An 18,504-nucleotide genomic window follows, 5' to 3' on the forward strand; every position below is an offset into this window, starting at 1 on the left:
CTTCGCGAGCAGGCTCGCTCCCACAAGGGATTTGCGGGGGTGGCGGATTTAGTGTTCACCGAAGATCAAACTGTAGGAGCGAGCCTGCTCGCGAAGACGGCTTGATAGGCGACATTGATGTTGAATGTGCCGGCCTCTTCGCGAGCAGGCTCGCTCCCACAAAGGGTTTGCGTTGGATTAAGGTTTGAGGTCCCGCAACATCTTCCTGGCTTGATCTTGCACCGCATCCGGTGCGGTCATGTTGCCGTCGATCACGGTGATGACCGCATGACCTTGCCACAATTGGTACGCATCGGCTTTTTGTTGCGCCGCCGTAGGTGTCGGTGGCGCGGCCAGGTTGACGTGGACCAGGCCGTCGGCGCCGCGCTGGGAGGTGAAGTTCACGCGATCCCAATTACCGATCGGGGCGAAACTCACGCCTTTGACGTCGCTGGCGGGCAACGCTGGATAGTTGATGTTCAGCCCGCTGACCCCTGGTAAACCGAGCACGTTCAGTTCGCATTGGCGTTTGCTTTTTTCACAGGCCTGTCGGGCTGGAGCACCCGCGAGGCTGGCTTTTTCGATGACCTTCACCGCAAACCGCGCCGTATCATCCATGGCGCCCAGGGTCTTGCGATAGCCAGCCTGCTGATCGCGCATGATCAGATCCATATCGATGGCCGTGGACACCGCCACCGCGGGGATCCCCTTGAACATCGCGCGTACTGCTGCGTTGAGGGTGCCGGACATCTGCGTCAGCGGGCCGACGTTTTCACCGAAGTTGCTGCCCGAGACCACCAGGTCCGGTGGCGTGTCCTTGAGCAGCACATCCAGCCCGACGTTGACCGCATCCACCGGCGTGCCAATCGCCGAGGTCTTGCCGACAGGTGGTGTATAGCCTTCAGGCGGACCCACGCAAAACCTGCCCGGTGCCAGTTCAGTCACCGCCAGCGCCTGGCCAGGCACGACCACGCTGGCGGCACTGATGCCGCTGCTGTCGTTCAACGGGCCAACCAGGGTCACCTTGTGCCCGGCGGCAGTCAGTGCGCGGTACATCGCGTCGATGCCAGGCGCGCGGCAACCATCGTCGTTGGTCAGCAGTATGTTCAAGGCATTGGCGTGCATCGACAGACCGACGCCCGCCAGGGCGATGACGCCCGTGAGGAGTTTGTTCATGGAGAGTCTTCCGTGAATTGAGCAAATTGAGAAAAGCACAACGCCCCGACCGAATGAATCGGCCGGGGCGCGGCGGGTTTAGCGGGTGCCGAGTTTGCGCAGGTTGCCAGGGGTGAATTCGTCGTCCGTGAAGGCGGTGGCATTGAGCTTGGCCGGTTTCTGGTCGATCAGCATGCGGTCAACCAGATACGAGCCGGCGATCAGGTCATGGTAGATCCCGAGGCGAGCGTGGTAGCGCTGCAGCTCGTAGGCGTAGATCGAGGTCTGCATGTTGGTGCGCCACAGTTGGCCACGGCTATCGTAGTTGTCGGCCAGGGTGGCGGACCAGGTGTCCTCGTCCAGGTACAGCACGCGCTTGGCGTACACGTGGCGGGCACCTTCCTTGAGGTTGGCCTGCAACACCCAGACGCGGTGTTTCTCGTAACGCATGTACTGCGGATCGACGTGACCGGTGGTGGCCAGGATCTGGTCGGCCGTTACGCTGGGGTCGTCGATCTTGTAGTTGTGGTACGGAATGTAGATTTCCTTTTTGCCGACGATGGTCCAGTTGTAGCGGTCCGGTGCGCCGTTGAACAAGCGGTCTTCGTCGTACACGCGGAAACCACCGGCACCGGTCGGTGAGTCGTAGCCCACGGTCGGTGCGCGACGTACCCGACGTTGGCCCGGGCTGTATTGCCAGGCCTGGCGCGGTGCGGCGGTCGGGTTGATGAACTCGTGACCGACGACGATCTCGCCTTTCTTGCGCACCGGTTCCAGGGTGGTGATCAGGAAGTTGGTGAGCACACCGTTGGCCGTCTCCAGGGTCTTGTCCGGACTGGACCAGATCGAGAAGATCTTGTAGTTGACTTCTTCGAGTACCTTTTCCTTGTTGGCGTACACCACGGCCTGGCCGTAGTTGGCCTCTTCAGTATTGGCGCGCCCCTGCAAGGTATGGTTGAACATCAACTCGCTGCCGTTCATCGGGATCGGGAACGGCGAGGCACCCCAGGCGTTTTTCGTGTCGTTGTTGTCATTGTCGAGTTCGGCAGTGACGGCGTTTTTCTTGATCTGGTCTTCCAGGCGCTGATCGAGGCGGAAGTCGCGGTGGCTCGGGTACACCGGGATCTTGAACGTATCAGGGTAGCGCTTGAGCAGCGCTTTCTGGCCATCGGTCAGGTTGTCGGCGTATTTGTCCATGTTCCTGGCATCGATCACGAACAACGGTTTTTCCGCGGCGTACGGATCCGGGTACGGCGTGCCGGGGCCGGCGTATTTGAGCTGCGGCGGCAGGCCGCGCCATTTGCCCGACCAGGCCGGGATACTGCCGTCGGCGTTGCCGGCCTTTTCGGCGCCCATCGGGGTCAGGTCCTGACCCAGGCGGGCGGCTTCCTGGTCGCTGACCTTGGCCTGGGCCAGGCTACTGCTCAACAGGCTGACGGCCAGCGCCGTGCCCAACAAGGTGTGGGTGAATCTAGACATGCTGTGCTCCTCCTACTGGGGAATCAGAACCGGTACTTGAAGTTGAGCGCGACGTTGTCGCGGTCGGCCAACGGGCTGTTGTTGGCATTGCCCAGGTAGGCGTTGTAACGGGCTTCAACGGTGAAGTTGCCCAGGTAACGCCATGAGCTGCCGATGCTCGCGCGGTTGTCGTTCTGGCCCGCGTTGATCGAGCCCACCAGCGAGCTGTCACCATGTGCGGCGGCGCTGAAGGTGACGGGCACCGACATGTCCCAACCGCTGAATACGTCGTTGTAATCAAAGTTCGCCTGAACCGTGTAGCCCCAGGCATCGCGGTCATAGACCAGGCTGTCGGTGCCCGGCAACGAGAAGCCGGGAGCCAGGGTCACTGGCTGCGATTTGTCATTGCTGAGCACGGTGTTGTAGACCAGCTCGCCGGTCAGGGTGGTGTTGTCCGCCCATGAAGTCGGGCCGACCACGTAGATCATCGATGTCTGCGCTTGCATGGTTTTGCCGCGCACCGGGCTGGAGAATCCGTTGTCGACCATCACCGGTTGACCGTCGCGGTAGCTGACTTCGCCGGCCCAGCTCACGCTGCCCAGCACCGTGGAGAAACTCGCACCGTACTGGTCGATGTTGTCGAAGTAGCGCACCCGGTAGTGCCCCAGGTCCGTCTGGAAATCCAGCGACGGGGTCTTGTCGTGATAGCGCGAGTAGTAAATGCCGAACTCGGTGTTGTTCAGCGACTCGGCTGCATAGGTAAACGCCAGACCGTACTGGCCGCTGTTACTTGGCTTGTCATCGCCCAGGCGGGTGAGGAAACCGGTGGCATCGTTGAAGCCGCCCTCGTCGATGAAGTCGGTGGTGGAGAAGTAGCTGCCGACACCGAACAGTTGGGTCTTTTCCCATTTGTATTGGTAGTAGGCCTGCACATCCAGGCTGTCGGTCAGGCTGAACTGGGTGAACAGCTGGCCGACCGGCAACAGGATTTCCTTGACCTCGACGCCGGGCGTGGTCGCCTTGGTCGCGTCCACCGGGCTTTGCGCGGCGGAAATGCCGGGGTAGAACAGGCTTTCGCCCCAGCTCACCACCTGATTACCGAGGCGCGCGTTGAGGTTGTGGCCGCCCAGGTCCCAGGTGCCATAGGCGTAGTAGTCGAGCATGCGCAATTCATCGCGGTGCTGATCGATGGTGTCCTGGGAGAACCGGTCGGGACGGCTGCAATGACCGCCGGCGAAGCAGTTCGAGGTGCCGGTGTCGTTGTCGTTGCCCTGGTCGTAGACGTTGTCGTAGAAACCCGTCGCCCGGACGAACACGCCGTAATCGTCTTGCCACTTGATGTTGGCTTCGGTGAGAAAGCCACTGCGGTTGTTGATCAGGCTGCCCTTGTCGAACGCGTTGTCGCCGTCGTTGGCATCAGCATTGGCCGTCAGTTTGTGATCGCGAGACTCGGTCCGCCAGGCCAGGCTGTAGGTCAGTGTGGTGTCCCAGTCGATGCTCAAGTCTTCGCTTGGCTGAAAGCTCATGGCGTTAACGTGAGCGCTTAGTCCGCCAGCCAGCAACAGCAAGGCCAGCTGTACGCGAGGGTGCTGTGTTGGTGGGGCGATTATTGTTTTTATCATGTCGTCCTCATGCCCAGGTCAGAGCAGCCCGACCTGTATTTGCGGGGGGTGATTGGTGCTGGGGGCGACTATGGAGTCACGTCTTGTGCGTAACATCGTCCAAGCGGACTAAGCGATTTGCAGGGGGGGAGCGCTTGATCACCTATGTGGGAGCGAGCCTGCTCGCGAAGGCGGCTTGGTAGCCGACCTGTCTCTTGCTGACCGGGTACATATCCATTGCTGCGGTAACGGCCACTTATGGTTTCGCCCTTACGGCGAGGCACTTTTTTCAAACGCCAAAAAAGTACCCAAAAAGGCTCGCCCCGGCGTCCGGCCCCTCGCCAAGGCTCGGGTTTCCTTCGCTCCGGTATCCATCCGGGGACACTGCCCTCCGGTTGGCTTCGCTGCACCTACATGCAGCGTGTTCGACTGCGTCGAACGGCGCTGCGCGCCACTCCCCGGATGAATACCTCTACTCAGCCTCCCGAAGGGGCGGGTGGATCAAGATCAAAAGCTTGCAGGCGAGCTAACGCTCGGCCTGTTGAGTGGTGAGAAGCAGGTGTACACCGTCCCCTGTGGGAGCTGGCTTGTCGGGGCGCCGCATCGCAGCGAAGGCGGCCTGGCAGCCGATGTGTCTCTTGCGGATGTACCCAATCCCTTGTGGGAGCGAGCCTGCTCGCGAAAAACGACCAGGCACCGCGTTTACTCAGGCAGGGCGCGTAATCGTTGACGTCCTTCGCGAGCAGGCTCGCTCCCACAGGGGATCGGGGCATGCCGAGCCTGGGCGAGGCACCGAGTGGTGGGGCAAGAGCGTTTTGGTTACTTTGCGCCGGGCGGCGTTCCGCTTTTCAAAGTGACCCGCTTTAAGAGCGGAACCATAAGTGGCCGTAACCGCAGCAACGGATATGTACACCATCAAAATCCATGTCGCCTGACACAAGGCCATCGCTGCGATGCGGCGACCCGACAAGCCAGCTCCTACAGGGATATGGGGCGGATGCACGGAGCACCAGCCCCCGCCTTAGTCCCATCGGACGATGAACACCCAGCCCGTGCGGCGAACAATCCCGAGACCGACTGCACCGGGCGAAGATCCGGCAGCGGCGGTTTTTGCCTGATGGGCGCTGAACAAGGGTGACCGCATGAACGCTGCCGCAATTAAATGGGACGAGTGCTGTGATGTGCTGGTGATTGGCTCGGGCGCGGGGGGTATGACCGCTGCACTGCGTGCCCACGACCTGGGCCTGAATGCGCTGTTGATCGAAAAAAGCGCCGAGTATGGCGGCACCTCGGCGGTGTCCGGCGGTGGTATCTGGATCCCCGACAACCACCGGATCAAAGCCCTCGGTGGCAGTGATTCGGCCGCCGAGGCCATCGCCTACATTCGCGCGGTGACCCATGGCGAGATCGATGATGGGCGCATCGAAGCATACGTCGAGCACGGCCGGGAGATGGTCGAATACCTCGAACGCCAGACCCGCGTGCGTTTCGAGGCACAACCGCGTTACGCCGATTACTACCCCGAAGTCGATGGGGGCAAACCGGGCTACCGCTCCATGGACCCGCAACCGTTTGACGCCGCCGAACTGGGCGAAGAATTCCTGCGCATGCGCGCACCATCCCCCGGCACCTTGATGATGGGGCGCATGGCAATGACCATGAAAGAGGCGCAGGTTTTGCTGTGCCGTGGGCCTGGCTGGTTGCGCCTGACACTGCGTGTGATGTGGCGTTACTGGCGTGATCGTGAGGGCCGGCGCTTGTCCCGCCGAGATCGCTACCTGACGCTGGGCAATGCCTTGATCGGTGCCTTGCGCTGTTCATTGCAGGATCGCGGCAAGTCGCTGTGGCTCAACTGTGCACTGGAAGAGTTGCTGATCGTCGGAGATCGGGTCGGTGGCGCTCGGGTCTGTCGCAATGGACTGATGCTCAACGTCAAGGCGCGCTATGGCGTGATCATCGCCGCCGGTGGTTTCGAGCGTAACCAGGCGATGCGCGCACAGTATCTGCCGCAGCCGTCCCAGGCCCTTTGGAGCGCCACGCCGCCGCACAATACCGGCGACGGCATTCGCGCCGGCCAGGCCATCGGTGCGCGCACGGCCCTGATGGACCACAGCTGGTGGGCGCCGACCACCCATGTCCAGGGCGAGGAAAAACAGCGCGCGCTGTTCGTTGAACGGACGTTGCCGGGGTGCGTGATGGTCAATTCCGCCGGTGAGCGTTTCGTCAACGAAGCCGCGCCCTACACCGATATCGTCTACGCCATGTACGCCAACGACCGCAAAGCCGCGGTGAGTGTGCCGTGCTGGATGGTGTTCGACGCCGAGTTCCGCCGTAAGTACCCCTGCGGCGCTTTGTTGCCCGGCTATGCCCAGCGCGACTGGCAGTTGCCCGAGCACTTGCGCACGTACTTCCACAAGGCACCGACCCTTGAGGCATTGGCCACTGAAATCGGCGTGGACGCCGGTGGACTGGTGCGCACGGTGCAGCGCTTCAACGGTATGGCGGTGCAGGGTGTCGACGAAGATTTCCACAAGGGCGAGTCGCTGTTCGATCGCTACTACGGCGATCCGGGCGTAAAACCCAATCCGTGTCTGGCGCCGCTGCTCAAGGGGCCGTTCTACGCGGTGCGCATCGACGCCGGGGACATCGGCACCAAGGGTGGTTTGCTCACCGACGTTCACGCCCGTGTGCTGCATGAAGACGGACATCCCATCGACGGCCTGTACGCCATCGGCAACAGCGCCGCTTCGATGATGGGCCGTACCTATCCGGGTGCCGGCTCGACCATTGGTCCGGCCATGACCTTCGGTTATCTGGCGGCCAATCACATCAAGCACCAGAGCGAAACGGTCTCGGGTAAAGCGTTGTTCGGGAGTGTCGAATGAACAGTCAGCAGGTTGCAGTCGTCACGGGCGCCAGTCGTGGGGTTGGCCGGGGCATTGCCCTGGCGTTGGGGGCAGCGGGCATGACGGTGTTCGTCACCGGCCGTGCTCCGGAACACGGCGGTTCGAATCTGTACGGGCATGCCTTGCGTGGCTCGCTGGAGGACACCGCTGCCGCGATTACAGCGGCGGGTGGACGCGGCATCGCGGTGGTCTGCGATCATGCCGACGATGGGCAGGTGCAGGCGCTGTTCGCAAGGGTCGAGCAGGAATGCGGGCACCTGGATCTACTGGTGAACAATGCCGCGTTCATCCATGACCAGTTGATCGAGCCGGGCCCGTTCTGGGCCAAACCGCTGGACCTGGTGCGGATAATCGATGTGGGTTTGCGCTCGGCGTACATCGCCAGCTACTACGCGGCGCCGTTGTTGTTGCGCAGTGCTCAAGGACTGATCTGTTTTACCTCGTCATTCGGCGCCGGGTGCTACATGCACGGACCGGCATACGGCGCGCAGAAGGCCGGTATCGACAAGCTGGCGGCGGACATGGCAGTGGATTTTGAAGGGCAGGGCGTGGCGGCGCTGTCGCTGTGGCTGGGCCCGCAACTGACCGAACGTACGCGGATTGCCGGTGAACAGCATGGCGAGCAATACCGGGCGTTTCTGGCGGATGCCGAAACCCCGCAATTCAATGGCCGGGTGATTCATGCCCTGCTCAACGATCCACAGTTGATGACGTTCTCCGGACGAACCCTGATCACCGCCGAAATCGCCCGGGGTTATGGCATCAGTGAAGCCGATGGTCGCCAGCCACCCTCCCATCGCGCCATGCTTGGCGAACCCCGCCGACAGCATCCGGCGCGGGTCATCTAAGTTCACGATCTTCAAGACAACATAAGAACCTGTGGGAGCGGGCTTGCCCGTGATGGCGGTGTGTCAGTCAACATCAATGTTGAAGCTGACGCCCTCATCGCGGGCAAGCCCGCTCCCACAGGTATTTGGTTGCTGAAGTATTGTGGTAGTCAGTCGACACTCACCAAAGCCCACTCCCGCAACACATTTTTGGTCACCTTGCCCGCCGCATTCAGCGGCATGTTCTCAAGCACCTGCACCCGACGCGGAACCTTGTAGTTGGCCATCTGCTCGCGGCACCAGGCCAGGAACCTTGCCTCCTCGATCTCGATGCCCGGTGCCGGCAGCAGAAAAGCCATCGCCACTTCGCCCATCCGCTCGTCAGGAATGCCAATGACCGCCACTTGCGCCACCCCCGGATACGTCAGCAGGCACTGCTCGATTTCCGCCGGGTACACATTGAAACCGCCGGTGATGAACATGTCCTTGAGCCGGTCGGTGATGCGCAGATAACCCTGCTCGTCGAGTACGCCGATGTCCCCGGTGTGCAGCCAGCCATCGGCATCGAGCATTTCCCGGCTCGCTTGGGGATTGTTGAAATAACCCTGCATCAGGTTGTAGCCGCGTATCTGTACTTCGCCGGGGACATTGGCCGGCTGGCTGCGACCATTGCTGCCGACACAGCGGACCTCCACGCCAGGCATCGCCCGGCCGCTGGTGTTGGCCACGCGATCCGCGTCGTCACCGGGGCGGCAGATCGTGGCAAAGCCGCAAACTTCGGTCAGGCCGTAGGCGGTGACGATGGTGGCGAAACCGAGCTCGTCGCGCATGCGATGGATCATCTCCACCGGAATCGCCGCCGCACCGGTCACCGCCACCCGCAACGAACTCAAATCGAAAGCGTCGCGTTGCGGATGAGCGAGCAGTGATTGATAGAGCGTCGGCGGCCCCGGCAACACGGTGATGCGCTCGCGCTGCACGCATTCAAGCACCGCCTGCACATCGAACACCTGCTGCGGCAGGATCGTGCAGCCACGCATCAGCGCCGCCAGCCAACCGGCCTTATAGCCGAAGGAGTGGAAGAACGGATTGACGATCAGGTAGCGATCGCCCTCACGCAAACCGACGATATCGCTCCAGTCGCGCACGATTCGCAGATTTTGACCGTGGCAGGTCTTGACCCCTTTGGGCTTGCCGGTCGTGCCCGAGGTGAACAGCAAATCGGACAGGGCTTGCGGGCCGACCTGTTGCTCACGGGTGCGCAGGGCCAATTGCGGCAGGTCGGCCGCCAGGTCCAGGAACGTCTCCCACCGCAGGGTGCCGGAACCTGCACCGCGCAGGGTGACGATGTGGCGCAGGGCTGGCAGGTCTTCGGTGGCCAGCATGCCCGGGTAGTCCACGCCGAGAAACTCGCCGATGGCGAATAAAACACAGGCGCCGCTCTCGCGCAGGATGTAACCGGCCTCGCTGCCCTTCATGCGGGTGTTGAGCGGCACCAGTGCGGCACCGATGCTCTGCAGCGCCCCGGCAGCCACGATCCACTCCCAGATGTTTGGCGCCCAGATCGCCACCCGGTCTCCGACCTGAACGTCCAGCGCCAGTAGCGCGCGGGCAGCCTGGCGGCGCAAGCGGTCGAGTTCCCGGTAGCTGATCGAGCGCCCCGAATCCTCGATGGCCGGGCGATCGCCGAAGGCCTGGGCTGTGTTGGCGAACAGTTGAGCGATGGTCAGTGCGGTGGCGACAGGCGGCATGGGGCCTCCCCGGTTAGAAGACAAGTACGAAAAAGGGAGTAGGCCGGGCAGGGCGCCCGGCCGGATTGCGAATTACTGCGCGGGCGGGGCGAAACGGCGGCCGGCGGAGAAACCACCGTCCACGGCAATCATCTGGCCGCTGACAAAGGAGGCTTCGTCGGACGCCAGGAACAGCGCAACATTGGCCACTTCTTCCGGTTGCCCGGAGCGGCTGAGCATGTGCTGCGAGGCAAAGAAGGCGTGGAACGCGTCATTGTCACGGACCATGCTGGTCATCGGCGTTTCGATCAGGCCCGGGCACAAGCCGTTGACGCGCACATTGGCGTAGCCGTAGTCGATGGCCATCGAACGGGTCAACTGGTTGATGCCACCCTTGGACACGTTGTAGGCGACGTTGCCATCGCAACCTTGCAGGCCGAAGATCGAGCCGACGTTGATGATCGAACCGCTGCGTTGCGACACCATCGACTCCAGCGCGTATTTGCTGGTGAGCATGCTGCCGGTCAGGTTGATGTCCATCACCCGTTGCCAGTTGGCGGTGGTGGTCTGGGTGACGCTGCCCTGATCGGCGACGCCGGCGGCGTTGACCAGCACGTCGATGTGCCCGAAGCGGCTGACGACTTCCTGCATCACCTGCTGGACGTGCGCTTCGTCGCGCACATCCAGGGTCATGAACAGGCCGGGGAAATCCGCCGGTGCGCTGCCGATGTCCAGCCCCACCACTTGTGCGCCTTCAGCGGCAAAGCGGCGCACACAGGCCAGGCCAATCCCCGAAGCGCCGCCGGTGACCACCGCGACCTTATTGTGCAAACGAGCCATAACTGCACCTCTTTTATTGTTGTGGGCTAATGCTGTGGCCGAGTCTAACCGCAGACCGGGCCGACATGATCGTCCGTTGGGACTAGGGCGACGGAGTACCTTCCTGCAGCAGCACGGTCAACTGTGGGAGCGAGCCTGCTCGCGAAAAACGCCCTGACAACGCAGACATTCAGATAGCCCGCGTTATCGTTGACGACTATCGCGAGCAGGCTCGCTCCCACAGGTTTTGCGTTCCGCAGGGAGGGCGGGTCTCAGTCGGGGAATTTCAGGCGCACCCGGGCGCCGGTCGGACGGCTCTGGCAGGCCAGGGTCCAGCCTTCTTCCAGTTCTCTTTGGCTCAGGACATCGTTGCGTGCCAATTGGGTTTGTCCTTCCTGGACCACGCACATACAGGCCCCGCAAAAACCTTCTTCGCAGGACGACGGCACATCCAGCCCGGCCGCCTTGCAGCTTTGCAGCAAGGTGTCGCCGGGGCGGCAGGTGATTTCGTGTTGCTGGCCATCGAGTTCGACGATCAATGCCTCGCAGTGCGAATCGAGTGCGGCGGCACGGGCCACAGCCTCTTCGGCGAGTAACTGGTCCGGGTCCGGCGGTGAAACGAAGCGTTCGACATGGATGCGCCCCGCGCTTTCGCCCAGTGCCAGCAGCGTGCGTTCCACGGTGTCCATGAACGGCCCTGGCCCGCAGATGAAATAATCCCCCCCCGCCGAACCGCGCAGCAAATGACGGACTTGAGCGTCCGTGAGGAAACCCTGCACCGAATCAAGGACGTGCACCACGTGCAGTCGATCAGGATGCGCCTTGATCAACCGGCACAGCTCGTCCTTGAAAATCACCGACGCTTCATCGCGGTTGGCATAGATCAGCTTGATCGGCCGTGTGCTGTTGTGCAGTGTCGATTTGAGAATGGAGAACACCGGAGTAATCCCCGAACCGCCACCGAACAGCACCAGTGGTCGGGCGTCCTCATCCGGTTGCTCTTCATCCAGACAGAAGTGCCCGGCCGGCGGCAACACCTCCAGCCAGTCGCCGACCTGTACGTCGTTCATCCAGTTCGACACCCGGCCACCGTCGACCCGCTTGACCGTGACCTTGGGCAGCGCGTCCACCACGGGCGAGCTGGCCATGGAGTAGCAGCGGGTCAACAGTTTGCCGGCCAGGGGCACGCGAAAACTCAGGAACTGACCCGGTTTATAGCGAAAGCGCTCCCGCAGCGACGGCGGGATATCCAGCACCAGCGAGCGGGCATCCAGGGTCTCGTCGACCACCGCGCACACTTGCAATGAATAGCTGCCCGTCGACGATGGGGCCGGTGTCAGGTTCTGCAATTGCGTGCCCATGTTCACCTCGACCTCAGAGCCCGCTGATCAGTTGCGCATTGTCGACACGGATCTCGGCACCGTTGATGAAACGCGACTCGTCGGTGGCCAGGAACAGCACCACGTTGGCGATATCCCGAGGGGCGCACATGCGGTTCATCGGGTCCTGATCGAGGGCTTCCTGGGGGATCGCCTGACCACCGGCCAGGGCCTGGGTCATCGGCGTGTTGACGCCGTCGGGGTGCACGCTGTTGCAGCGAATGCGGTAGCCCTGCTGTTTGCAATGCAAGGCGATGGAACGGGTCATCGCCGCCACTGCACCCTTGGACGCCGAGTAGGCGCAGAACATCGGCATGGCGCCCAGCGCCGCCACCGAAGACATGTTGATGATCGAGCCGCCGCCGGTTTCCTTCATCGCCTGGATCGCGTATTTGCAGCCTAGGAAGTAGCCGTCGCCATTGATTTTTTGCACCTTCTGCCACAGTTCCAGGGTGGTATCTTCGATGCTGCCCAGTGCGAGGATCGCGGCGTTATTGACCAGCACATCGAGACGACCGAAGTGTTCGACGGTGGTCTTGATCACGTGCTGCCAGTCACGCTCGCTGGCGATGTCGTGACGAATGAACAGGGCGTTGCTGCCGATTTCCGCGGCGACCTGGCGGCCCGCTTCCTCATTGAGGTCGGTCAGTACCACCTTGGCGCCTTCGCGGGCCAGCAGCAGGGCGTCTTCGCGACCGATGCCGCTGGCGGCGCCGGTGATGATGCAGACTTTGCCTTCTACACGTTGCATTGTTGTTCTCCTGATCCTGTGGTTTGAACTGCGATTTGATCGGCCACGTGGGCGGCAGCCCGGCGACCGGAATAGATGCAATCGGCCAGCGACAGGCCGGAGACATAAAGATTGGAAGCGACCCCGACCGCGTTGCGACCCGCGCTGTACAGGCCGTGGATCGGCACGCCGGCGTGGTCCAGTACCCGGCCGCTGCGCTCGCACACCTTCAGCCCGCCGAGGGTAATGACCGGGCAGGGGAAGAGTTTGCTGTCGAACGACAGGTCGAGGGCATACCACGGGCCTTGTTCGAGGTTGGCGAGCATCGCCCCGGACTTGCCGAACTCATCGGCGATTACGCCCTGCGCTGCTCGGGTATAGCGCTCGACACTTTGGCGCAGCCGTTCGGGAGGCAGATTGCAGCGCTTGGCCAGCCCGGTCAGGCTGTTGCTGCGTTTGGCGTTGAATAGCAGGTTGAGCAGCACTGGCAGGCGCTGGAAGTTCCACACCTTGCCCGGCCCGACTTGACGCAATGCCTCGCGCACCAGTGCCCGGTTGAGGATCAGGATGGCGCGGCCGTCCTGTTCTTCGACCATGGCGTGGCCGAGGGTCGCGCCGTAGATTTCCTCGTTGGCATAGCGCTGGCCGCGCCCGTTGACGATCAGCCCTCGGGCCCAGGCCAAGGGTGGATTGATGAAGCGCCAGGCGCTGACCTTGTCCATTCGCGCCACGTTGCCACCGGCGCTCTGGCCCAGGGCGATGCCGCTGCCGTTGCAGCCAGTGGTGCCCAGCGGCAAGCCGGCCAGGTACTGCGGGGCATGCTTTTCCACCCATTCGCGGTTGAAGATAAAACCGCCGCTGCTCAGCAGCACCGCGTGTTCGGCGCGGATCAGTTGGCGTATGGCATGAGATTGTTCGATGCGTTTTTGACGAGCGCGCAAGCGGTCGGCCAGGGCCGGGGCGTACATATGAATGGCGGCGGCCCAACGCGACAGGCGCGCATGTTGCCGGGCGGCGCGGCTGCCCGGAGGCAGTTGCCAGGCTTCGACACCGAGCACCCGATCGTTGTGATCGAGCACCAGGCGGCGCACTTCGCACTGGCTGCGCAACCGGGCGCCGTGGCGCAAGGCGCTGGCCTTGAGCGGAGCAAACAGGCTGGCGCCGGACATGCCGGGGCCTTTGGTGCGGTGACCGCGGGGCGCCGGTTTGGCGCTGGCGGCGTAGGCCGGCACGGCTTCGTTGCCGGAGTAATAGAGGTAGTACTGATCGCTCGGGTATGAGGTCTTGTGTGGCGGCACACTGGATTCGAAGGCGACGCCCTGGCGTTCGAGCCAGGCCAGTTGCGCGCGACTGCCTTCGCAGAATTCCTTCAGCGTCCGGCTGCTGACGGCGTCACCGACTTCCTGGCGCAGGTAATTGAACATGGCTTCGTCGGTGTCTTCGTAACCCGCCTGACGCTGGTACGGCGTTCCGCCACCGGCATACACCACGCCACCGCTCAATGCGGTGGCACCCCCCCCTTCGAAGCGGTCCAGCGCCAGCACCGCCAGGCCACGGCTGGCGGCTTCGATGGCGGCACAGGCGCCGGCCCCGCCGAAACCGACGATCAGCAAGTCGCAGCGATCATCCCAGCTCAACTGCTCGGCGCTGTTCACTCGCAACGCCGTCAACCCGTTCAGGCCGTCCATGTTCGGGCCTCAGCCAGCGACAGCGAAGGAGGGTGTCGGCTTGGCAGTGGTGGTGTAGCTGCCGTCGAGATAGACCAGCGGGGTGATGGCGTCACTGGTGTGGATTTGCAGGATGCGCCCGATGAATATGGTGTGGGTGCCGTAGCTGAAGTGGCCGTCCTGACGGCAGAGGATCGCCGACTGAGCGTCGCCCAGGTAAGGAATGCCGCCGGCACTGGTCAGCCAGTTGCCCCGGTCGAAGCGCGCCTCGCCCTTGATCGCGCCGCTGCACAGGTGCGCCAGGTCCTGTTGTTCGACCCCGAGGATGTTCACGCAAAAATCCGCGCCGGTTGCCAGGGCGGCGTGGGGTGAGGCGGTCTTGTTGACGCAGATCAGCAGCGACGGCGGTTCGGTGCTCAGGGAGTCAACCGCCGTGGCGGCCATGGCGAAACGCTCGGAGCCGTTGCTGGTGCTGATAATGGTGACTGACTTGGCCAGGCGGCGCATGGCCTGGAGCATGTCGGCTTTCAGATTGATGTCGTTCATCGCACGAGCCCTTTTTGTTGTGCATGGAGTGCGATGGATTCTTGCTCCGGTGTCCATCTGGAACATCGTCCGAGGGGACTAGTTGATCGTTGAGACTTGGCGGCCTCCGGGCCGACCAGGCGGGTGGGTTGATTGAGTACATATCCGTTGCTGCGGTAACGGCCACTTATGGTTTCGCCCTTACGGCGAGGCACTTTTTTCAAACGCCAAAAAAGTACCCAAAAAGGCTCGCCCCGGCGTCCGGCCCCTCGCCAAGGCTCGGGGTTCCTTCGCTCCGGTATCCATCCGGGGGCACTGCCCTCCGGTTGGCTTCGCTGCACCTACATGCAGCGTGTTCGACTGCGTCGAACGGCGCTGCGCGCCACTCCCCGGATGAACACCTCCACTCAGCCTTCCGAAGGGGCGGGTGGATCAAGATCAAAAGCTTGCAGGCGAGCTAACGCTCGGCCTGTTGAGTGGTGAGAAGCAGGTGTACACCGTCCCCTGTGGGAGCTGGCTTGTCGGGGCGCCGCATCGCAGCGATGACGGCCTGGCAGCCGACGTGTCTCTTGCGGATGTACCCAATCCCTTGTGGGAGCGAGCCTGCTCGCGAAAAACGACCAGGCACCGCGTTTATTCAGGCAGGGCGCGTAATCGTTGACGTCCTTCGCGAGCAGGCTCGCTCCCACAGGGGATCGGGGCATTTGCCAAAGCCAGGTCGGCTGTCAGGCCGCCTCGTTTTGCTTTTGATCTGGGCGCCCCGTTAAACCACGATGGCCGGAGTGAGGGCATGCCGAGCCATAGCGAGGCACCGAGTGGTGGGGCAAGAGCGCTTGGTTACTTGGCGCTTTTCCAAGTGACCCGCTGTAAAAGCGGAACCATTGGTGGCCGTTACCGCAGGAATGGATATGTACACCATCAAAATCCAAATCGCCTGACACATAGCCATCGCGAGCAAGCTTTGCTCCCACAGGGGAAATGCGGCGAGCGAGCCAATCTCTGATCTTTTCCATTCTCCACCCGGCATGGTCCGTTTGAGGGATGCCCACCCCGCCGCGCATTGCTTGAATGCCACGCAGGGGGCGCTGTTCAGGCCCCGCTGCACGCGCGCCCCGGCGGATGGGGTGAACAGAGGAGAACAATAACAATGCTCAACCAAGACCTGATTCGCCAGCGTCTGAGCCAACGTGCCCGCGAGCTGGTGCCGATCCTGCGTGAGCGCGCCCTGAACGCCGCTCAGGCCGGGCAGTTGCCCGAAGAAACCCTGAAGGATTTCCAGGACGCCGGTTTCTTCCGCATCCTCCAGCCCTCGCGTTGGGAAGGTTATGAGCTGGAACCCAAGGACTTTTTCGACGTGCAGATGACCCTCGCCGAAGGCTGCATGTCGTCGGCCTGGGTGCTGGGGGTGGTGGCGATCCACAACTGGCAACTGGCGTTGTTCGATGACCGCGCTGCGCAGGATGTCTGGGGCGATGATTCCAGTGTGCTGATCTCGTCTTCCTATATGCCGGTGGGCAAGGTCGAGCGGGTCGAGGGTGGCTTCAAGCTCAGCGGGCGCTGGGGCTTTTCGTCCGGCAGCAAGCATTGCGACTGGGTATTCCTCGGTGCACTGGTACCGCCGGAGGAGGCGGGCGGGGCGCCGGATTACCGGACCTTCCTGGTGCCGCGCAGTGACTACCGGATTCTCGACAACTGGAACGTCATGGGCCTGGAAGCCACCGGCTCCCACGACATTCTGGTGGAGAACGCTTTCGTTCCCGAGTACCGCACCCATCGCGCCTTCGACGGCTTCATGCAGAACAGCCCGGGTAATGCGGTGAACACCGCGCCGTTGTTCCGCCTGCCGTTCGGGCAGATTTTTGTGCGTGCCGTTTCCTCGTCGGCCATCGGTGCCCTGCAAGGCGCAGTGAATCAGTTTGTCGAGCACAACCGTGCGCGGGTGGGTGTCAATGACGGGCGCAAGATGGTCCAGGACCCGGCCGCGCAATCGGCGCTGGCCAATGCCATGGTCTGTGTCGACGAGTGCAAGACCGTGCTGCAGCGCAACTTCGCCCTGATGCTCGATCGTGCGCAGAAGGGCGAGCCGCTGAGCATGCCCGAGCGGGTGAAGATGCGTTACGACTCGGCGCTGGTGGCCGACAAGTGCGCCAAGGCTGTCGGCGAGCTGATGTTCAACAGCGGCGCCTCGACGATCTTCCGCAGCCACCCGATCAACCGCGCCTTCCGCGACATTCACACCGGCCGTGCCCACGTCGCCAACAGTCCGGCCAAGTATGCGTGGAACCTCGGCGGCGTGAGCATGGGGCAGGACAGCAATGACTTTTTCCTCTGATGGTTTCTGCTGAATCAGCTAGTCCGTTTGCGTGATTCGAGCGCCCTGCCAATACCCGAGCATGGGCGCAAGGCACAGGTCTCTGGCGCCGACTGCGCATCCAAATAAGCACAAGGATCAACCATGAAATTTTCCCTGATTTACGAAGCCCAGACGGTGGACTCCAGCCGCGAAGGCGACCGCAAGATTTTCCAGGACACCGTCGAACAGGCAGTGCTGGCCGACAAGCTCGGCTTCGATACCTTCTGGTGCGTGGAGCACACCGCGCTGAGCAACTACTCGCACATGTCCGCGCCGGAAACCATGCTGGCGTTCGTGGCCGGCAAGACCGAGCGCATCGGCATCGGTCACGGTGTGGTCTGCCTGCCACCGGCGATGAACCACCCGGTGAAAGTCGCCGAGCGCATCGCCACCCTCGACCTGTTGTCCAAGGGCCGTGTGCATTTCGGCGTGGGCAAGGGCGGCACCCAGCAGGAGGCTGGCACCTTCGGCTACGACCTGGCGACCTTGCAGCCGCAGATCGACGAGATGATGTACCTGATCCCGAAAATGTTCGTGCAGGACGAAATCGAGCACAACGGCGACTTCGTGCAGATCCCCAAGCGTCCGATCCATCCAAAGCCGTATCAGGATCCACACCCGCCGATGTACCTGGCGTGCACCAACACCGAATCGTTGAAAAACGCCGGCGGTCGCGGCATGGGCGCGCTGGTACTGGGCTTCGGTGGTCCGGAAGAAATCGCCAAGAAGGTCGAGGTGTATCACACGGCCTATGACAACCGCGATGAGAAGAAGCAAGTGGGCTTCCGTCCCAACCGTCACATCGCGGCGCTGTGCCCGGCGATCGTGCTGGAGGACAACGAAGAGGCACGGCGTATCGGTATCCGTGGCCAGCGCTACTTCATGGAATCGTTGGGCTACTGGTACGGCGGTGGCGAGCGTCCGGACCCGGAGAAGTGGAAGGACGACACCTTCGTCGATGGCAACGGCCAGAGCGTGATCAAGTCGCGCTTCGCCTCCGAAGAAGTCAGCGTCGACTTCTCCGACCCGACCATGGCGATGATGAACCCGAACCACGCCTACGGCACCGTCGAGGATTGCATCGGCTACGTGCAGCGCCTGATCGACGCCGGCGCCGACGAGATCCTGTTCATCTGCCAGATGGGCACGGTGCCGCAGTGGGCGCAGCTCGAAACCTTGAAGAATATCGGTGAAAAAGTGATCCCGCATTTTCGCAAGGGTTGATGGCGGACATTGATCGCATTCCCTGTGGGAGCGAGCCTGTTCGCGAAGGCATTGTGTCAGGCAACATCAATGTCGACTGACACACCGCCATCGCGGGCAAGCCGCGCTCCCACAGGTTTTGTGTTGTTTGCGGACTTTGCATCCGCCACTG

At 62.5% G+C, this 18,504-nt stretch carries 13 protein-coding genes; 4 read left to right on the forward strand and 9 right to left on the reverse strand.

Annotated elements, in window-relative coordinates:
* Nucleotides 1-177: 177 nt before the first annotated feature.
* The 3 genes from surE to BJ917_RS09530 form a co-directional block, all read right to left on the reverse strand.
* A complete protein-coding gene (gene surE, locus BJ917_RS09520) occupies nucleotides 178-1,155 on the reverse strand; it encodes a 5'/3'-nucleotidase SurE (RefSeq protein ID WP_121103199.1) in 978 nt (325 codons plus the stop codon).
* A 78-nt stretch (nucleotides 1,156-1,233) separates the two neighbouring features.
* Entirely contained in the window at nucleotides 1,234-2,613 is a 1,380-nt protein-coding gene (locus BJ917_RS09525; protein ID WP_121103200.1) for a DUF1329 domain-containing protein, read from the reverse strand.
* A gap of 23 nt (nucleotides 2,614-2,636) precedes the next feature.
* Nucleotides 2,637-4,214: a DUF1302 domain-containing protein gene (locus BJ917_RS09530; RefSeq protein WP_096510001.1), complete on the reverse strand. Its 1,578-nt coding sequence runs from the start codon at nucleotides 4,212-4,214 to the stop codon at nucleotides 2,637-2,639.
* Between the two features lie 1,121 nt (nucleotides 4,215-5,335).
* On the opposite strand from BJ917_RS09530, the gene BJ917_RS09540 reads away from it, so the two are divergent.
* Nucleotides 5,336-7,078, forward strand: a complete 1,743-nt coding sequence (locus BJ917_RS09540; protein ID WP_121103201.1) for an FAD-binding protein — start codon at nucleotides 5,336-5,338, stop codon at nucleotides 7,076-7,078.
* The gene (locus tag BJ917_RS09545) at nucleotides 7,075-7,947 is read left to right on the forward strand and encodes an SDR family NAD(P)-dependent oxidoreductase (protein WP_121103202.1); all 873 of its coding nucleotides are present in this window, start codon (nucleotides 7,075-7,077) and stop codon (nucleotides 7,945-7,947) included. The genes BJ917_RS09540 and BJ917_RS09545 overlap by 4 nt, the downstream gene beginning before the upstream one ends.
* 149 nt (nucleotides 7,948-8,096) lie before the next feature.
* Here the strand turns inward: BJ917_RS09545 and BJ917_RS09555 are convergent, their stop codons facing one another.
* The 6 genes from BJ917_RS09555 to BJ917_RS09580 form a co-directional block, all read right to left on the reverse strand.
* Nucleotides 8,097-9,677, reverse strand: a complete 1,581-nt coding sequence (locus tag BJ917_RS09555; RefSeq protein WP_121103203.1) for a FadD3 family acyl-CoA ligase — start codon at nucleotides 9,675-9,677, stop codon at nucleotides 8,097-8,099.
* Nucleotides 9,678-9,749: 72 nt separating this feature from the next.
* A complete protein-coding gene (locus BJ917_RS09560) occupies nucleotides 9,750-10,496 on the reverse strand; it encodes an SDR family NAD(P)-dependent oxidoreductase (RefSeq protein WP_121103204.1) in 747 nt (248 codons plus the stop codon).
* 251 nt (nucleotides 10,497-10,747) lie between these two features.
* The gene (locus BJ917_RS09565) at nucleotides 10,748-11,836 is read right to left on the reverse strand and encodes a ferredoxin--NADP reductase (RefSeq protein WP_096510007.1); all 1,089 of its coding nucleotides are present in this window, start codon (nucleotides 11,834-11,836) and stop codon (nucleotides 10,748-10,750) included.
* Between the two features lie 13 nt (nucleotides 11,837-11,849).
* Nucleotides 11,850-12,605, reverse strand: a complete 756-nt coding sequence (locus tag BJ917_RS09570) for a glucose 1-dehydrogenase (protein ID WP_121103205.1) — start codon at nucleotides 12,603-12,605, stop codon at nucleotides 11,850-11,852.
* Nucleotides 12,593-14,272, reverse strand: a complete 1,680-nt coding sequence (locus tag BJ917_RS09575; RefSeq protein ID WP_121103206.1) for an FAD-binding protein — start codon at nucleotides 14,270-14,272, stop codon at nucleotides 12,593-12,595. The genes BJ917_RS09570 and BJ917_RS09575 overlap by 13 nt, the downstream gene beginning before the upstream one ends.
* 9 nt (nucleotides 14,273-14,281) lie before the next feature.
* Complete coding sequence (locus BJ917_RS09580; RefSeq protein ID WP_096510010.1) at nucleotides 14,282-14,797, reverse strand: flavin reductase family protein; 516 nt, start codon at nucleotides 14,795-14,797, stop codon at nucleotides 14,282-14,284.
* 1,126 nt (nucleotides 14,798-15,923) lie between these two features.
* Between BJ917_RS09580 and BJ917_RS09590 the strand changes: the two genes are divergently transcribed.
* Both BJ917_RS09590 and BJ917_RS09595 read left to right on the forward strand, forming a co-directional pair.
* Nucleotides 15,924-17,108 carry a flavin-dependent monooxygenase gene (locus BJ917_RS09590; protein ID WP_096510011.1) on the forward strand — a complete coding sequence of 395 codons (1,185 nt, stop codon included), beginning with the start codon at nucleotides 15,924-15,926 and terminating at the stop codon, nucleotides 17,106-17,108.
* Between the two features lie 123 nt (nucleotides 17,109-17,231).
* Complete coding sequence (locus tag BJ917_RS09595; protein ID WP_096510012.1) at nucleotides 17,232-18,353, forward strand: LLM class flavin-dependent oxidoreductase; 1,122 nt, start codon at nucleotides 17,232-17,234, stop codon at nucleotides 18,351-18,353.
* Nucleotides 18,354-18,504: the final 151 nt, after the last annotated feature.

It is taken from the genome of Pseudomonas sp. WPR_5_2, from assembly GCF_003634475.1.
Taxonomy (GTDB): Bacteria; Pseudomonadota; Gammaproteobacteria; order Pseudomonadales; family Pseudomonadaceae; genus Aquipseudomonas; species Aquipseudomonas izuensis.

What these genes read in the sequence shown, in the direction of transcription:
- BJ917_RS09575 (WP_121103206.1), bottom strand. Translation starts at nt 14,272, where the DNA reads ATGGACGGCCTGAACGGGTTGACGGCGTTGCGAGTGAACAGCGCCGAG.
- BJ917_RS09580 (WP_096510010.1), bottom strand. Translation starts at nt 14,797, where the DNA reads ATGAACGACATCAATCTGAAAGCCGACATGCTCCAGGCCATGCGCCGC.
- BJ917_RS09565 (WP_096510007.1), bottom strand. Translation starts at nt 11,836, where the DNA reads ATGGGCACGCAATTGCAGAACCTGACACCGGCCCCATCGTCGACGGGC.
- BJ917_RS09555 (WP_121103203.1), bottom strand. Translation starts at nt 9,677, where the DNA reads ATGCCGCCTGTCGCCACCGCACTGACCATCGCTCAACTGTTCGCCAAC.
- surE (WP_121103199.1), bottom strand. Translation starts at nt 1,155, where the DNA reads ATGAACAAACTCCTCACGGGCGTCATCGCCCTGGCGGGCGTCGGTCTG.
- BJ917_RS09590 (WP_096510011.1), top strand. Translation starts at nt 15,924, where the DNA reads ATGCTCAACCAAGACCTGATTCGCCAGCGTCTGAGCCAACGTGCCCGC.
- BJ917_RS09525 (WP_121103200.1), bottom strand. Translation starts at nt 2,613, where the DNA reads ATGTCTAGATTCACCCACACCTTGTTGGGCACGGCGCTGGCCGTCAGC.
- BJ917_RS09595 (WP_096510012.1), top strand. Translation starts at nt 17,232, where the DNA reads ATGAAATTTTCCCTGATTTACGAAGCCCAGACGGTGGACTCCAGCCGC.
- BJ917_RS09570 (WP_121103205.1), bottom strand. Translation starts at nt 12,605, where the DNA reads ATGCAACGTGTAGAAGGCAAAGTCTGCATCATCACCGGCGCCGCCAGC.
- BJ917_RS09560 (WP_121103204.1), bottom strand. Translation starts at nt 10,496, where the DNA reads ATGGCTCGTTTGCACAATAAGGTCGCGGTGGTCACCGGCGGCGCTTCG.
- BJ917_RS09540 (WP_121103201.1), top strand. Translation starts at nt 5,336, where the DNA reads ATGAACGCTGCCGCAATTAAATGGGACGAGTGCTGTGATGTGCTGGTG.
- BJ917_RS09530 (WP_096510001.1), bottom strand. Translation starts at nt 4,214, where the DNA reads ATGATAAAAACAATAATCGCCCCACCAACACAGCACCCTCGCGTACAG.
- BJ917_RS09545 (WP_121103202.1), top strand. Translation starts at nt 7,075, where the DNA reads ATGAACAGTCAGCAGGTTGCAGTCGTCACGGGCGCCAGTCGTGGGGTT.